Here is a 15,613-nt window from a genome sequence, read left to right on the forward strand (position 1 = left end):
GAACGGAACGGGGACGCCCCGGGCGGCGTCGGGCCACGCCGGAGAGGGAACGGAAGTGACGCCCGCCGGAACCCGACGGGCGCCACCTCCCCTGAGCTGTGTTCCAGAGGGCACAGCCCATACCGGTCAACCGCAGGCGGAGCCGTTCACGGTGAAGCCGGTCGGGGTGGGATTACTGCCTCGGTACGAGCCCAGGAAGCCGAAGGTCGCCGAACCGCCCGGCGCGATCGTCGCGTTCCAGGCGGCGTTGCGCGCCGTCACCGCCGCGCCCTGCTGCTCGCCGACCGCGTTCCACCAGTTCCCGGCCGTCTGCGAGCCGGCGAAGGTCCAGTTCACGGCCCAACCGTTGATCGGCGATGTACCGGTGTTGGTCAGCGTCATGGTGGTGCTGAAGCCCGTGCCCCACTGGCTGTCCACCCGGTAGGTGATCCGGCAGGCCAGCGGGGGCGGCTGCACCCCGAAGGAGATCTTGTGCAGCTGTCCGGGCAGGTCGTTGGCGAGGTACAGCTCCCCGTCGGCGTCCACCCCGAGCGTGGTCGGCTGGATCGGCAACTCGCCGATCACCCGCGCCGGGTACGCGCCGCCGGCCGCGCCGGGACGGATCGCGAACGCCTGGTTCGAGCAGTAGTCCGTCGCCAGGTACGTCCCGGCCGCGATGTCGGCGTACTGCCGCCCGCGGTAGACGTGGCCGCCGATGACCGCGCACCCGTCGAACGAGGTGCGGTACGTGAAGACCGGCTCCACCGGGCTCACCCCGGCCACACAGCGGTCCGGGTCGAACACCACCGGACCCTCCCGGCAGGACCAGCCGAGGTTCGCCCCGGCCACGCCCCGGCCGAGATGGTCGACCTCCTCGTACGTACCCTGTCCCACGTCGGCGATCCAGAGCGAGCCGTCCTGCCGGTCGAAGGAGAAGCGCCAGGGGTTGCGCAGCCCGTACGCCCAGATCTCCGGCCGTGCCCCCGCCGTACCGACGAACGGGTTCCCGGCCGGCACGCAGTACGGCCGCCCGTCGCAGCTCCGGTTCACGTCCAGCCTCAGGATCTTGCCGAGCAGGGTGCCCAGGTTCTGCCCGCTGCCGAGCACGTCGTCGGCGCCGCCCCCGTCCCCGATGCTCCAGTAGAGGTAGCCGTCCGGGCCGAACGCCAACTGCCCGCCGTTGTGGTTGCCGAACTCGGCGTGCGGCTGGGTCAGGATCACCTGCTCGCGGCTCGGCGGCACCGGCGTCTCGTCGGCGCGGTCGAGCACGAACCGGGAGAGCGTCACCGCGCCGTCGGGCAGGCGCGTGTAGGCGACGTAGAGCGCGCGGCTGGTGGCGAAGTTCGGCGAGGTCACGATGCCGAGCAGGCCGCGCTCGTTGCCCTCGGTGGAGACCCGGTCGGTGAGGTCGAGCAGCGGGGCGGTCGCGAGCCCGGTCTCGGGGTGGTAGACGCGCACCGTACCGGCCTTCTCGGTGACCAGGAGCCGCCGACTCCCGTCGTCCGGCGCGAAGATCGCGGTCGGGCGCTGCAGGCCGAAGGCGACCTGGGTGCTGTTGACGGTCAGCCGCTCCAGCGGCACGTCGGCCGCCCCGACCGGCGCCTGCGGGGTCGGCGGCGCCCCGGGCGGCGCCCCGGTGGCCGTACCGGCCAGGGCGAGCGGGCCGAGGACCGACAGCGTCGCGGCAATCCCGAAACGTCGTAGCGATTGACCCCGAAACATATTCACTCCCATCGGTCGATGGGAATCTACGACCGGGCCCGACCGCCCGCCAACCGTCCGTCCCAGATCGTGGGCGCGCTCCCACCCCTGATGGGAAGGGGTCACACCGGCCCGGCGACGCTTCCCGTCGGGGGGACGACCGCTCACTCCCCGATCGCGCGCCGACGCGCTCACTCCTCGATCGCGCCGCCGATGCGCCGCAGGTGCCGCCGGAAGCTGTACGCCGGGTCAGCCGCGCGCCGCGTCAGGTAGTCGTCGAACTCGGTCTGCCGGCGCAGCGTCCGCCCCGCCCGGATCCTCGCGGCCTGGGCCCGTTCGGTCTCCCAGATCCGCCGGGCCGTCGCCAACACCTGCTCGACCCGCTCGGCGGCCACGAAGAGCACCCCGTCCTCGTCACCGAAGACGACGTCGTCCGCGCCGACCAGGTGCCCGCCGAACCGGGCGCTCACCAGCGCCTCCGGTTCGCGCTCGTCCAGCCGTACCGGGCCGGGCGGGTAGCTGCCGTAGCTGAAGACCGGCAGCCCGATCTCCACCAGGTCCGGCGTGTCCCGGTGCAGCCCCCACACCACCAGGCCCGCCAGCCCGGCCGCCTGGGCCTCCAGCACCACCAGGTCGCCGATGCAGGCCTCGTCCGACCGCCCGCCGTTGTCGATCACCAGCACGGCCCCGGGCTCGGCCCCGCCCAACCCCTCCAGGAAGACGTCCACGCTCCCGTAGTGGCGTACCGGCAGCGCCCGTCCCGCGATCCGCTGACCCCGTACGACGGCGGCGATGCCGGCCGGCGCCGCCCGCAGCGGCACGTCACAACGTACGCAGGCGTCGGCCACCAACGGCGTGGACAACTCGGCGAAGGCATCCAGCATGACGTCTCCCTACCGGCGCGGCCCGGAGCCGGCCACGTTGACGAGGGCGATCCCACCGACCACCACCACACAAGATCACCCGGATCCACCGAACCGCCAACGGCCACCTCCGAAGAGGTGGCCCGTTGACGTCACGCCTCGACGAACTCCCAGGCACGACGGGGCAGGACACTCGCAATTCGTACGCGGACGGTCTACTTCGTCTTCACGATCCTGAGGCCGACGGCCTGGACGAAGATCGTTCGCCGCTCGATGGCCTCCCACTTCTCGCCCAACTCGTAGCCGTCGAGCCAAATCCGTCCGTGGTAGGTGTCCCACCCAGGCAACTTGATCACGCGAAACCAGATCGCGCGCTCCCCGGCGAATTGAACGGAGGCGGCTGCGGCGACCCGGACGAGGTCGCCCGGTCGAGGAATAGGCACAGCTACCCCGCGAGGATGAGAAGGGCCGAAAGCGTGCCGAGTACGACCACGGCCTCGACAAGGGTCTGGACGAGGTAGCGGCGCATCACCGCGCCTCCGGCCAGTGGCCCCGGTTGATCGGAATCCGGTGCCGGGCCGAGCACGGAAGCTCGGACCCGCAGCGACAGATCCGCCGCCACCTCTCCCAGGACCAGACGGGCCGGTGCCGGCAGAGCACCGCCCGCCGCACCCCACCGACGACGAGGACTAGCGCAGCAGCCGTGGCGTGGCGGGTCGAGACGACGCGAAGCCGCAGGTCCGGTCGCGGGGCGACCGGCGACGGCCGGTGGGGCCCGCCCTGCCACGCGAAGACATCAGGCTTGACGGGATTCGCGGGGTACGGCGGGCCCCACCCCCACCGCGGGCACCGCGCACCGCAACAGACCGGCGCACCGCAACCCGAAGCCCGCGCACGCGACCCCGACCCTCAGCGCCGCACCGACCGCAGCGCCCGCAACTCCTCGGTGTGTGCCGGCAGATGCACCCGCCCGTGCAGGTCCAGCGCCCGCCCCCACGGCAGCGACTCCTGGACGTCGAGGTCGAGCCCTTCGCGCAGGACCGTCTCCACCGGCGTCTCGGCCTTCACCCCGAGCCGTTCGGTCAACGCGCAGAGCCGCTGGCTGGTGGCGCGCAGCCGGGTGGCGAGACCGTCGAGCCCGCAGTACTGGGAGACCAGCGCGTCGAGCTGCGGCCGGTGGATCGACTCAAGGTGGTAGTACGCCCAGGGCGAGCCGGCGATGACGGCCTCGGTGGTCTCGGTCAGCAGCTCGTCGTTGGCGGCGAGGTGGGCCACGATCTGCTCGGCGGAGAGCCTGCCGTCGGGCGGCGGCCCGAATCCGCCCGCCTCGACCTCGGCGAGCAGAACCTCGTACGCCCGACGCAGCTCCGCCGCCTCCATGGCGCGAGTCTACGGCCGTGACCAGGGCGAATGTCCCGCCATCGCGCGTAAGGCCGGACTCGGGCCGCGATTGACGACCTTCGGCCGGCCTGGGGCGCGTTTCGTGAAACCTGGTAGGTTCGCGGCGTTTCACACTAGCTGGAACGTGTGTGCCTTCTATCGGAGAGGCGGGCTCATCCCGGAAATGGACGACACCATCGAGGAGTTCGCGGAGGCCCTCAAGGGGCTCGGGGAAGTTCTGGAGGAACTCGGGGAGGCCCTGGAATCCGAGGAGGAGGCCTCGTCGGAGCACGAGGTCACGTCGGCGTGAACGTGAGGGTCGCGGCTTAGGCCGACGGCGGGTGGCCGGAGTGGTCGGCTCGCGCCGCCACCCCGGCAACCCGCGGGTCAGCCGCTGGCCCGCCGGCCCCGACGGGCGCGCAGATAGTCGGCGACCAGGTAGTGCCCCAGCTCCTCGGCCTCGGGCGTGAAGACCCGCCCGCCGCAGCGCCGGGCGACCGCGTCCACGAAGCGGCGCAGCCCCGGGTCCTCGCCCAGCATGAAGAAGTTCATCGTGGCGCCGTACCGGGTGAGCTGGTCGACCTCGGCCACCGTCAGCTCGATCGTCTCCCGGGTCGGCGGCCAGGCGAAGATCCCCTCGCCGTCCTCCGGGTCCAGGTGGGCGGTCGGCTCGCCGTCGGTGATCACCAGCACCACCGGTTCGGAGCCGGAGTGCTTGCGCAGGTGCCGCCCGGCGAGCCGCAGCGCGTGCTGCAGGTTCGTGCCCTGCACCAGCTCCGGCTCGACCCCCGCCAGCTCCTGCTGGGAGAGCGGCAACGCCTCCCGGCCGAAGCCGATGATCTGGAGCGCGTCCTGCGGGAACCGGGTCGCGACCAGGTGCGACAGCGCCAGCGCGGTCTGCTTCATCGGGCCCCAGCGGCCCTCGGAGACCATCGAGAAGGAGAGGTCGACGCAGAGCGCCACGGCCGCCGAGGCGCGCCGTTCGGTCTCCACCACCTCGAAGTCCTCGACCGAGAGCGCGACCGGGACGCCCGCCCCGCCGCGCTGTACCGCGCGGGCGACGGTACGGACGACGTCGAGCGGCTGCTCGTCGCCGTACTCCCAGGGGCGGGACGCTCCGGTGATCTCCCCGGCGGCGCCGGCCGAGCGCAGGTCGTGCTGGCCCCGCCGCCCGGTGCTCAGCTCCGCGAAGACCCGGCGCAGGGCCGTACCGCCGAGCCGCCGCAGCGCCTTGGGGCTCAGCGTCAGCCCGTCGGCGTCCCGCGACACCCAGCCCTGCCGGCGCAGCTCGCGCTCCAGCTCGCGCAGCCGGCGTACGTCGTCGGCCGCCCCGCGCCCGAGGTTGCGCTGCACGGCCTCCACGTCGACGTCGTCCAGCGTCGCGCCGGGGTGCTCCTGGCCGAGCTGGTCGAGCAGCTCGTCCAGCTCGGCGATCTCGCCGAGCGCCCCGGCGGCCTCGCCGTAGCCGAGCGGCTCCTCGCCGCGCATCCGCTCGCGCCGGTCCCAGGCCAGGTCGGGGCGGAGCGAGCGCAGGTTCGCGTCGAGCTGAGACAGCTCGCCGGCCAGCTCCGGCCCGAGCGAGGAGTCCATCAGCCGCGACAGCTCCTCGCGCTGCTGCGGCGAGAGCGAGCGCATCAGCCGCTCGCCGGCCGCGGCCCGCCGGGCGAGCACGTCGACCAGCTCGTCCACCGAACCGGGCTGCTCCGGGAAGAACTCGCTGTGCCGGCGCATGAACTCCGCGAACGCGTCGGTGGTCTCCTCGCCCCGGCCGTGCCGGGCGAGCAGGTCGTTGAGGTCGCGCATCATCTCGCCGAGGCGGCGCTGGGCGGCCGGGTCGGCGGTGGAGCGCAGCGCGTCCCGCAACCCGCTGAAGCGCTGCTCCAGCACCTCGCCGCGGAGCCCGTCGAGGATCTGCTGGTAGGCGCGGCGGGCCTCGTCACTGGCCCACTCGTAGCCGGACAGCTCCTCCACCGCCCGCGCGGTCGAGCGCGGCAGGTTGTCCAGCGTCGCCTCGGCGAACCGGGCCGCCTCGTCGTCGCGCTGGCCGAGTTCGTCGCGCTCGGCCGCGAGCGCCTGGTCGAGCAGCGCCTGCGACCGGGTCACCGCGCCGTCGAGGTTGCCCCGCCGCATCGCCTCCCGCCGCAGCCGCCTGGCCCGGGCCATCAGCTCGTCCAGGCCGCCCCGGCCCTGGGGGCCACGGCGGATCAGGTCGCGCAGCGCGTCCCGCAGGCTCCCGCCCGCCAGCACCTCGGCACCGACCGCGTCCACCGCGGCGCGCACGTCGTACGGCGGGGCGAGCGGGTCGGGACCTCCGCGCCACGAGCCGTACCGGTAACGGTTCCCACCGGACACGGTCAGCCCCGGCCGCCACCGGCCGACCGGCCCCCGTCGGGGTTGCCCCCGCCGTAGCGGGTACGGCCGTCGTCGGTCAGGTCCTTGGCCAGCCGACGGGTGAGGTGCAACCCCTCCAGGACGAACTCGACCGCCGAGGCGGCCTCGCCCGGGGTGGGCGCGTCGCCCATGCCCAGCCGGTCCAGCACCTTGGCCAGCCCCGGTACGGTGCCGACCTGGCGGAGCAGGTCGGCGGAGGAGACCAGCTCACCGGTCTCGATCATCTCGCCCTCCGCGACCAGCGCGGTGAAGCCGGAGAGGTCCAGCCCGGCCAGCCGGGCCCGGAACGTCTCGGCGGTGGCGGTACGCAGCAGGTGCCCGAGGATCTCGACCTCGCGCCCCTCCTCGCCGCTCTCGAACTCGACCTTGCCGCGCAGCGTGCTGGTCACCGAGACCGCGTCGCCGACCCGGGCGACCGCCTCGCCGCCGCTGTCCACCACCGTCCCGTCCGGCGTACGGGTGAGCAGGCCGGCCCGGCGCAGCGCGGCGGCGGCGACCGTCTCGGCCGCGGCGATGGCGAACCGGGCCGAGACCCCGGAGCGGGGGTCGACCGAGGGCGACTCGCGTACCGCGCGGGCGAACCGGGCCAGCACCTCCAGCACGTGCTCCGGCACCTCGGCGACCAGCTCCGCCTCCTGGCGGATCAGGTCCAGCTCCAGCTCCAGGTCGAGCGGGTAGTGGGTACGGATCTCCGCGCCGAAGCGGTCCTTGAGCGGGGTGATGATCCGGCCCCGGTTGGTGTAGTCCTCGGGGTTGGCGCTGGCGACCAGGAGCAGGTCCAGCGGCAGCCGCAGCTGGTAGCCGCGGACCTGGATGTCCCGCTCCTCCAGCACGTTGAGCAGCGCCACCTGGATCCGCTCGGCGAGGTCCGGCAGCTCGTTGACGGCGAAGATGCCCCGGTTGGTGCGGGGCACCAGCCCGAAGTGGATGGTCTCGGGGTCGCCGAGGGTGCGTCCCTGGGCGATGCGGATCGGGTCCACGTCGCCGATCAGGTCGCCGACGCTGGTGTCCGGGGTGGCGAGCTTCTCGCCGTACCGCATCGACCGGTGCAGCCAGGCGACGGGCAGCTCGTCGCCGGCCTCGTCGAGGGCCCGCCGGGCGGCCGGGGTGAGCGGGTGCATCGGGTGTTCGTTGAGCTCGGAGCCCGGGATGACCGGCGTCCACTCGTCGAGGAGCTGGCCCAGGGCCCGGATCAGCCGGGTCTTGCCCTGCCCGCGCTCGCCGAGCAGGACCATGTCGTGGCCGGCCAGCAGGGCGCGCTCCACCTCGGGGAGCACGGTGTCCTCGTAGCCGACGATCCCGGGGAACCGCTCGGCGCCCGTGCGCATCCGGTCGAGCAGGTTGTCCCGCAGCTCCTGCTTGACGGTGCGGTAGCGGTAACCGGCGGCACGCAGCTCGCGCAGCGTGCCGGGGAGGCCGGCCGGCGGAGTGGGGGGAAGCTGGGGAGCATCAGTCACCTCACTGACGCTAGCGCGCCGGCCCGCCGCCACGCCCGGCTCCGCTTTCGCTCTCGGCGGAACATCGGCCCCATCCGGGGCCGGCGGGGTCGAACGGGGCCGATTCCGGCGGTACGGCCGGGACCTCCCTGTGCTCCGACCCACATCCGCCCGGTCGGAGCCTCGACGCCGCCGCACCGACCAGGCCGGGCGGGAGCCTCGCCGCTCACCAGCGGACCGGGCCCTCGTCGTCGAAGAAGCCGCCGGTCGGACCGTCCGGACCGAGGGTGGCGAGCCGTACCGAGACCGCCGCGCCCTGGGCCGCCGTCCGGTAGCCGGTGTGGCCGTTCAGATCGGTGGCGCAGTAACCGGGGTCGGCGGCGTTGAACCGGATCGGCGCGTCCCGGAACTCGCGGGCGTACTGGACGGTGACGGCGTTGAGCGCGGTCTTGGAGGTGGGGTACGCGATGCCGGCCGGGATGGCCGCCAGCGGGCTGGTCGGATCGGTCAGCTCGCCGAGCGACCCGACGCCGCTGGAGACGTTGACCACCCGCGGCGCGGCGGACCGCAGCAGCAGCGGCAGCAGCGCGTTGGTCACGGTGATCACCCCGAAGACGTTGGTCTCGAAGACCCGGCGGACCACGTCGAGGTCGGCCCGGCTCGGGGTCTGCCGGCCGGCGTCGGTGCCCCGGGTCGCCGCGGTCGCCCCGGTGATGCCGGCGTTGTTCACCAGCACGTCGAGCCGGCCGAAGGTCTCCTCGACGTACGTAGCGGCGGCCCGTACGGTCGCCGGGTCGGTCACGTCCAGCGCGACGGGGCGTACGTCCCCACCGGTGGCGCGCAGCTCCTCGGCCGCGACGGCGCCGAGCCCCGGGTCACGGGCGCCGAGCAGCACGGTCATGCCGAGCGCCGCGAGCTGCCCGGCGATCTCGCGGCCGATGCCCTTGTTCGCGCCGGTCACGAGGGCGATGGTGGTCGGGTTGGGGTGGTTCGCTGTCATGCCTCCACCTCACTGCACCGGCGGAGCGGGGGCCAAGACCGTTCGGGTCACGATCGTTACCCTGGGGGTATGGATCGGCTGGAGACGCGGGAACTCACGTACTTCGTCGCCGTCGCCGAGGAACTGCACTTCGCCCGCGCCGCCGCGCGGCTCGGCATCGCCCAGCCGCCGCTGTCGCGGGCGATCCGTCAGCTCGAACGCCGGCTCGCGGTGCAGCTGCTGGAGCGGACCAGCCGCCGGGTGTCGCTCACCCCCGCCGGCGAGGTGCTGCTGCGGGAGGCGCGCACGGCGCTGGACGCGGTCGCCGCCGCGGGGCTGCGCGCCCGGCGCGCCGGCCAGCCGGATCCGACGCTGGTGCTGGTCACGAAGGCGGGCGCCGACGCCGACCTGCTGCCCGGCATCCTCGCCGAGTACGCCGCCGGCCCCGACGCGCTCCCCGTCGAGGTCCGGCTCTGCGGGATCGGCGAACAGGCGAACCTGCTGCGGCAGGGCCACGCCGACGTCGCGTTGCTGCACCGGCCGTACGACGACCTCTCCGGCATCGACACCGAGGAGCTGCTCACCGAGGCGCAGGTGGCGGTGCTGCCCCGGGGACACCGGCTCGCCGGGCGCGCCGGCATCCACCTGGCCGACCTGCGCGGCGAGACGCTGCCCCGCTGGCCCGTGCCGCTGGCGCCGGGCGCGGAGCTGCTGCCCGAGGGGGAGACCGTGCCGGGGCCGCTGGTGGCCAACGGCGCCCAACTGCTCCAGCTGATCGCGCTGGGCCGCGCCGTGGCGGTGCTGGGCGAGTCGGCGCGCCGGCACCTGCGCGACGACCTGGTCTGCGTACCGGTGCTCGACGCCCGCCCGAGCACCATCGTGATCGGCTGGCCGGAGCGGAGCCGGTCGCGGGCGGTAGCCGCGCTGGTACGGGCGGCGACCGCGGTGGCCGCCCGCCGGGCGGCGGAGTCCGGATCGCGCCAGCCCGTCGCGGACATGAGCGGTTACCCTGAGAATCCACCTTCTCTCGACACAGTGGAGTCGATTCCGTGACCGCTCCCAACGACGGGACCCTCCCCAGCCTCCCACCGGACGTGCCCACCTCCGCCCGGATGTACGACTACTCCCTCGGCGGCAAGGACAACTTCCCGGTCGACCGGGCGGCCGTGCTCTGGGTGAACGAGCGGTACCCGTCGGGTCTGGACGCCACCCGGGAAAACCGCCGCTTCCTCTACCGGGTGGTCCGGTACCTGGCCCGCGACGCCGGCATCCGGCAGTTCCTCGACCTGGGCAGCGGCCTGCCGACGCAGAACAACGTGCACCAGGTGGCCCAGGAGTTCCGGCCCGGCGCCCGGGTGGTCTACGTGGACGTCGACCCGATCGTGCTGACGCACGGGCGGGCGCTGCTGACCGACGACGAGAGCACCACCTTCATCGGCGCGGACGTCACGGACTTCGAGGCGATCCTGGCCCACCCCGACACTCGGCGGCTCATCGACCTCGCCGAGCCGGTCGGCGTGCTCTTCCTCTCCGTGGGCCACTCCATCGTGGACGACGCGAAGCTGCGGAAGCTGGTGTCGGCCGTGCACGACGCCGTCGCACCCGGCAGCTACCTCGCGTTCTCCCAGATGGTGGGGGCGAACCGGGAGCTCGCCGAGTCCACCACCGAGGAGATCAACCGAGATCTCGGCATGCCGTGGAAGAACCGCACCCCGGAGGACGTACAGGAGCTCCTGCGCGGGTTCGAGCCCGTGGAGCCGGGGTTGACCGACGTCAAGCGGTGGCACCCCGACCCCGCGCAGCCGCTGCTGGCCCCCGTCGACGAGCCGCTGCGCCGCTTCCTCGGCGCCGGCGCCGACGAGACCCGCTTCATGGAGTTCGGCGGCCTGCTCCGCCGGCCCTGACCCGGGCCGCTCCGGGAGCCTCCCGCGCTCGCGGCCGGTTGCGCCGGCAGCCGGCCGTCGCGCGCACACGCCAGCCGCGCTCAGAGCCAGCCGCGCTCGCGCGCCTGCCACCCCAGTTGCAGCCGCGAGCGCGAGTTGGTCCGCTCCATCAGCACCTGGACCCGGCGCACGACGGTACGGCGACTGATGCCGAGCCGCGCCCCGGCCGCCTCGTCGGTCAACCCCGCGACCAGCAGCGAGAGCAGGTGCCGGTCGTCGGCGGAGATGCCGGCGTCCGGCGCGACGCCCTCGATCCCGGCCACCGAGAGCGGGGTGGCCTGCGTCCACACCGTCTCGAAGAGCGCCACCAGCGCGTCGAGCAGCCCGCACGGGTGCACCAGCAGCGCCGCGTTGTGCGCGGAGGTGGTCCAGGCCAGCGGCAGCAACGCCAGCTCCCGGTCGGCGACCGCGAGCTTGGTCGGCAGCCCCTCCGCGAGGCGGGCGCTCTCGCCGGCCCGGATGTGGGTGGCGACGGTGGCGGCGAACTCGGCGTCGGCCAGGGCCGTGGTGTCGTACACCGCGCGGTAGGCCACGCCGGCCGCCTCCCGGTCCAGCTGGGTGCGGTTCACCGCGGTGGCGACGGCGTACGGGGGCGCCACGAGCACCCGCATCTCCCGCCGGGCGGTACGTTGCAGCCGCTCGAACGCGCGCCCCACGGCCGCCCGACCGGAGACGATCTCAATCAGCTCCTCGGTGCGCCGGTTGCTCGCCCGCCCGTGCGCCTCGGCGGCGAGCCGGTGCGCGGCCTCCCGGGTCCGTTCCAACTCCTCGTACCGGCGCCGGATCAGCTGCTCGACCGCGAGGTCCGGCGGTACCGGCACGACCCGCTCCTGCGGCGGCGGGGTGCGGTGCACGAAGCCCTCGCGCTCCAGCGCGGCGACGACCCGGCGCGCCCGGGCGACGGTCAGCCCCACCCGGTCGGCGAGTTGTGTCACCGGGGCACCGCCCTGCCGGAGCAGCACCAGGTAGGTGGATTCCTCCACCGCGCTCAGGCCGGCAGCTTTCAACACGGGAACCTCCTGGCGCGTCTGCGTCATGGCGCAGCTGCGCTGACTGTAGATCCTTTACGGCAGCGGTGACGAAGTGTGACGCTCCCTCCGACCTGGACCGCACGTCAAGGGGGAGCCAGTGGTCAAGTCGCTACGGATAGTCGCGGTCCTGGCGGTCGCCACCGCCGCCGCGGCCGCCAACACGCCACCGGCCTCGGCCGGCCCGGCCGCTGGCGCAGTCACGCCAACCGGCACGGCCGGTGCGCCGACCGTACACACGGTCACCCTGCTGACCGGCGACGTGGTCCGGCTCTCCGTCTTTCCCGACGGCCGGCAGGAGGCCGTCGTGGACCAGCGCGACGGGGAGCCACGTCGAGGCTATCAACTGTCCGAAGAGGACGGTCAGGTATACGTCACCCCGGACGAGGCGCTGCCGTACGTGGCCGCCGGCCGGCTCGATCGCACCCTGTTCAACATCAGCGAACTCGTCGCCGAGGGCTACCACGACCAGGCCACCGACCGGCTGCCGTTGCTGGTCACCGGGGCACCGGCCGGGCCCGGGCTGCGGGCCGCCGTACCGGCGACCCCGGCCGGGGCGGTACGCGAGCGGGAACTGCGCAGCATCGGCGCGGTCTCGGTCGACGAACGCAAGGCCGACGCGCGCGCCTTCTGGGCGGCCGTCGCGACCGGCGCCCGGACCCTCGGCGCCCGGACCGCACCCACCCTCTCCGCCGGCGTGGACCGGATCTGGCTCGACCGGCGGCTCCACGCCGACCTCACCGACAGCGTGCCGCGCATCGGCGCGCCCGAGGCGTGGCGGGCCGGGTACGACGGCAGGGGCGTGAAGGTCGCCGTCCTCGACAGCGGCTACGACCCCACCCACCCCGACCTGGCCGGCCGGGTCGGCGCCGCCGCCAACTTCACCGGCGAGCCGGACACCGTCGACCGGTTCGGGCACGGCACCCACGTCGCCGCCACCGTCGCCGGCCGCGGCGTGGCCGGCCCGGCCGGTGGTCCCGGCGTGGCGCCCGGCGCGGACCTGCTGGTCGGAAAGGTCCTCGACGCCACCGGCTCCGGCGAGCTGTCCTCGGTCATCGCCGGCATGGAGTGGGCGGTCGACCAGGGCGCCCGGGTGGTGAACGTCAGCATCGGTGGCCCCGCCTTCGAGGGCCCGGACCCGGCCGCCGAGGCGGTCGACGCGCTGACCGCCAGCTCCGGCGCGCTCTTCGTGATCAGCGCCGGCAACACCGGCCCCGGCCCGGACACCGTCGGTACGCCCGGCACGGCGAGCAGCGCGCTCACCGTCGGCGCGGTGGACCGGGACGACCGGCTCGCCGACTTCTCCAGCCGGGGCCCCCGGCTGGGCGACGGCGCGGTCAAGCCGGAGATCACGGCTCCCGGCGTCGGGATCGTCGCGGCCCGGGCCGCCGGCACCACGCTCGGCGAGGTCGTCGACGCCCGCTACACCGCGATGTCCGGCACCTCGATGGCCGCCCCGCACGTGGCCGGCGCCGCCGCGCTGCTCGCCCAGCGGCACCCCGACTGGCGCGCCGACCGGCTCAAGGCGGCCCTGGTGGCCAGCGCCACCGCCGCCACCGAGGCACCCGTGTGGGCGCAGGGGGCCGGCCGCGTCGACGTACCGGCGGCGCTGGACCAGCGGGTCACCGTCGACCGGGCAACGGTCGGCCTCGGCCGGGTCGAGTCCGACGCCGCGCCGGTGACCGCCCGGGTGACCTACACCAACCCGGGGCGGCACCCGGTCACCCTCGACCTGAGCGCGCGGGCCGGCGACGCCGGGGCGAGCGGCCGACCCGCCGCGCTGAGCGTCGCGCCGGCCCGGCTCACCGTCCCGTCCGGCGGAAAGGCCACCGCCACCGTCCGCCTCGACCCGCGCGCCACCGCGCCGAACCGGTACGCCGGCCTGCTGCTCGCCAGCGGCGGCGGCGAGCGGCTGCGCACCCCGGTCGGGTTCTCCGTCGTACCGCCGACCCGGACGCTGACCATCGAGGCGCTGGACCGGGACGGCCAGCCGGCCACCGGCTTCGCCAGCCGGGCCCGACTGTGGAACCTCGACACCGGCGAGAGCCACTACGCCTTCCTCGACGGCGGGCAGCCGGCGCGGGTGGAGTTGCCGGCCGGCCGCTACACCGTCATGGCCTCGGTCGTCGGGCTGGACGCGGCGGGCTGGCCGAAGGACGTGACGCTGCTCGGCGACCCGGAGCTGACCGTCGACCGGGACCGGACCGTACGCTTCGACGCGCGTACCGCCAGCGAGCTGCGGATCGACACCCCCGACCGGACCACGATGACCCGGCTCGGGCTGAGCTGGCAGCGCACTGCCGGCGCCCGTAGCCTGATCAGCGGGGAGACGTACAACCCGCAGCAGGTCCGCCGCGCGTACGCCGCCCCGACCCGGCCGGTCTCGACCGGTACGTTCCAGTTCTTCACCCGCTGGGACCTGGCCGCGCCCGTGTTGACCGCCGAGGTCACCGGCGCGGGCGGCTTCGCCCTGCCCGAGCCGCTGCCGGTCGACGACGCGCCCCTGCTCGACGGCCGGGTCAGCGCGCGGCTGGTCGACGGCGGCGACGGCACCCCCGCCGAGCTGGGCGCCGCCGGCGTCCGCGACGCCGTGGTCCTGCTCCGGGTCGGCGACCCGGACGCGGTGGCCGGGCAGTTGGCCGCGGCGGGTGCGGCCGGCGCCCGGGCGGCGCTGGTGGCCGCGCCCACGCCCGGCTGGTTCTTCGCCAACGGCGCCGGCGCGCCGATCCCGGCGTACCGGCTGGACGCCACCGTCGCCACCCGGCTGCGGGACCGGCTGGCCCGGGGCCCCGCGAGCGTGGCGCTCGACGGGGTGGCCCGCTCGCCGTACCGCTACGACCTGCTGCTCACCGAGCCCGGCCGGATCCCGGCCGACCTGCACTACACCCCCGCCGAGCTGCGCCTGGCCATGGTCGAGACGGAGTTCCACCAGCACGCGCCGGGCATGCGGGCGCTGGAGGGCCGGGCCGGCTACCCCGACGGGGTACGCACCGCGTTCACCTTCACCCGCCCGCTGACCGCCGCGCAGCGCCGCACCGACCACGTCAACACCGCCGGGGTCACCTGGCGGGGCAGCGCCGTCGCCCAGGGCGAGGACCTCAACAGCCCACGGGGGACGACGTACGGGCCGCTGCGCGCGCTGCGGGCCGGCGACCGGGTACGCGAGGCGTGGTTCCCGGCGCTGACCCGGCCGGCGGCGCCGCTGGGCACCGCGCCCGACTACCCGAACGGTTCGCCGGCGAACCGGTCCCGCGACGCCATCCGGGTCTCGATCCCGCAGTACGTCGACGGCGGCGGCAGCCTCTACGGCTGGATCGACGGCCGGTCGGACCGGACCGAACTGGCCCTGCGCCGCGAGGGCACGCTCGTCGGCCGGACCACCGGCAACGCCGCCCAGTTCACCGTCCCGGGCGGGACCGCCCGCTACCGGCTGACCCTCGACGTGAGTCGGGACCGGTTCGACGGGCAGCCCTGGTGGACCACCTCCACCGCCACCTCGACCACGTGGAGCTTCCGCTCCGGCCGCCCCCGGGGCGACGCGCCGGCGGTGCTGCCGTTGCCGCAGCTCGGGTACGAGATCGACACCGACCTGGCGAACACGGTACGGGCCGACCGGCCGTACCGGCTGGTGCTGCGGCCGGGGTACCAGCCCGGGGCGACCGGTCCGGGCCGGTTCACGGTCGACGTGGCGGTCTCGTACGACGACGGGCGGCGCTGGGTCGGCGCCCGCGTGGACGGTGCCCGGGGCGACGCGGTCGCGACGCTGCCGGCGGCGCCCGCCGGCGCGCAGTTCGCCACGATCCGGGTCACCGCGCAGGACCGGGACGGCAACCGGATCGAGCAGACGATCACCCGCGCCTGGCGGGTGCGGTAGTTGCGCCGCCGCGCTGCGTACTCGCTGACCGGGGCCGGG

Annotated in this window: 13 protein-coding genes; 4 read left to right on the plus strand and 9 right to left on the minus strand. The window is 74.7% G+C overall.

Annotated features, from left to right (window positions below; translation table 11 throughout):
* Positions 1 to 126: 126 nt before the first annotated feature.
* The 5 genes from AB0J86_RS06365 to AB0J86_RS06385 form a co-directional block, all read right to left on the minus strand.
* A complete protein-coding gene (locus AB0J86_RS06365) occupies positions 127 to 1,701 on the minus strand; it encodes a PQQ-dependent sugar dehydrogenase (protein ID WP_363853415.1) in 1,575 nt (524 codons plus the stop codon).
* 170 nt (positions 1,702 to 1,871) lie between these two features.
* The gene (locus tag AB0J86_RS06370) at positions 1,872 to 2,564 is read right to left on the minus strand and encodes an RraA family protein (RefSeq protein ID WP_363853418.1); all 693 of its coding nucleotides are present in this window, start codon (positions 2,562 to 2,564) and stop codon (positions 1,872 to 1,874) included.
* Between the two features lie 194 nt (positions 2,565 to 2,758).
* Entirely contained in the window at positions 2,759 to 2,899 is a 141-nt protein-coding gene (locus AB0J86_RS06375; protein ID WP_363853421.1) for a hypothetical protein, read from the minus strand.
* Between the two features lie 89 nt (positions 2,900 to 2,988).
* Positions 2,989 to 3,165 (minus strand): hypothetical protein, encoded by a 177-nt coding sequence (locus AB0J86_RS06380; protein WP_363853424.1) that lies wholly within the window; start codon positions 3,163 to 3,165, stop codon positions 2,989 to 2,991.
* Positions 3,166 to 3,452: 287 nt separating this feature from the next.
* A complete protein-coding gene (locus AB0J86_RS06385) occupies positions 3,453 to 3,923 on the minus strand; it encodes a hypothetical protein (protein ID WP_363853426.1) in 471 nt (156 codons plus the stop codon).
* Between the two features lie 184 nt (positions 3,924 to 4,107).
* Here AB0J86_RS06385 and AB0J86_RS06390 point away from each other — a divergent pair, with 184 nt between their 5' ends.
* A complete protein-coding gene (locus tag AB0J86_RS06390; protein ID WP_363853429.1) occupies positions 4,108 to 4,233 on the plus strand; it encodes a hypothetical protein in 126 nt (41 codons plus the stop codon).
* 77 nt (positions 4,234 to 4,310) lie between these two features.
* Here AB0J86_RS06390 and AB0J86_RS06395 read toward each other — a convergent pair whose 3' ends face one another.
* The 3 genes from AB0J86_RS06395 to AB0J86_RS06405 form a co-directional block, all read right to left on the minus strand.
* The gene (locus AB0J86_RS06395; protein ID WP_363853432.1) at positions 4,311 to 6,275 is read right to left on the minus strand and encodes a VWA domain-containing protein; all 1,965 of its coding nucleotides are present in this window, start codon (positions 6,273 to 6,275) and stop codon (positions 4,311 to 4,313) included.
* A gap of 2 nt (positions 6,276 to 6,277) precedes the next feature.
* Positions 6,278 to 7,771: a sigma 54-interacting transcriptional regulator gene (locus AB0J86_RS06400; protein ID WP_363853435.1), complete on the minus strand. Its 1,494-nt coding sequence runs from the start codon at positions 7,769 to 7,771 to the stop codon at positions 6,278 to 6,280.
* Between the two features lie 205 nt (positions 7,772 to 7,976).
* The gene (locus AB0J86_RS06405; protein WP_363853437.1) at positions 7,977 to 8,750 is read right to left on the minus strand and encodes an SDR family oxidoreductase; all 774 of its coding nucleotides are present in this window, start codon (positions 8,748 to 8,750) and stop codon (positions 7,977 to 7,979) included.
* 69 nt (positions 8,751 to 8,819) lie between these two features.
* On the opposite strand from AB0J86_RS06405, the gene AB0J86_RS06410 reads away from it, so the two are divergent.
* Both AB0J86_RS06410 and AB0J86_RS06415 read left to right on the plus strand, forming a co-directional pair.
* Positions 8,820 to 9,782, plus strand: coding sequence for a LysR family transcriptional regulator (locus tag AB0J86_RS06410; RefSeq protein WP_363853440.1), 963 nt, complete (start codon positions 8,820 to 8,822; stop codon positions 9,780 to 9,782).
* On the plus strand, positions 9,779 to 10,633 hold the full coding sequence (locus tag AB0J86_RS06415) for an SAM-dependent methyltransferase (RefSeq protein ID WP_363853443.1): 855 nt from the start codon (positions 9,779 to 9,781) through the stop codon (positions 10,631 to 10,633). The genes AB0J86_RS06410 and AB0J86_RS06415 overlap by 4 nt, the downstream gene beginning before the upstream one ends.
* 80 nt (positions 10,634 to 10,713) lie before the next feature.
* Here AB0J86_RS06415 and AB0J86_RS06420 read toward each other — a convergent pair whose 3' ends face one another.
* The gene (locus AB0J86_RS06420) at positions 10,714 to 11,682 is read right to left on the minus strand and encodes a helix-turn-helix domain-containing protein (protein ID WP_363853446.1); all 969 of its coding nucleotides are present in this window, start codon (positions 11,680 to 11,682) and stop codon (positions 10,714 to 10,716) included.
* A gap of 118 nt (positions 11,683 to 11,800) precedes the next feature.
* Between AB0J86_RS06420 and AB0J86_RS06425 the strand changes: the two genes are divergently transcribed.
* Positions 11,801 to 15,574, plus strand: a complete 3,774-nt coding sequence (locus AB0J86_RS06425) for a S8 family serine peptidase (protein ID WP_363853449.1) — start codon at positions 11,801 to 11,803, stop codon at positions 15,572 to 15,574.
* The last annotated feature ends 39 nt before the right edge of the window (positions 15,575 to 15,613 follow it).

Source organism: Micromonospora sp. NPDC049559 (genome assembly GCF_040676675.1).
Lineage (GTDB): Bacteria > Actinomycetota > Actinomycetes > Mycobacteriales > Micromonosporaceae > JBFAPK01.

Excerpts from the sequence above, each read along its gene's own strand:
- AB0J86_RS06370 (WP_363853418.1), bottom strand. The coding sequence starts at position 2,564 with ATGCTGGATGCCTTCGCCGAGTTGTCCACGCCGTTGGTGGCCGACGCC.
- AB0J86_RS06410 (WP_363853440.1), top strand. The coding sequence starts at position 8,820 with ATGGATCGGCTGGAGACGCGGGAACTCACGTACTTCGTCGCCGTCGCC.
- AB0J86_RS06390 (WP_363853429.1), top strand. The coding sequence starts at position 4,108 with ATGGACGACACCATCGAGGAGTTCGCGGAGGCCCTCAAGGGGCTCGGG.
- AB0J86_RS06365 (WP_363853415.1), bottom strand. The coding sequence starts at position 1,701 with ATGTTTCGGGGTCAATCGCTACGACGTTTCGGGATTGCCGCGACGCTG.
- AB0J86_RS06405 (WP_363853437.1), bottom strand. The coding sequence starts at position 8,750 with ATGACAGCGAACCACCCCAACCCGACCACCATCGCCCTCGTGACCGGC.
- AB0J86_RS06385 (WP_363853426.1), bottom strand. The coding sequence starts at position 3,923 with ATGGAGGCGGCGGAGCTGCGTCGGGCGTACGAGGTTCTGCTCGCCGAG.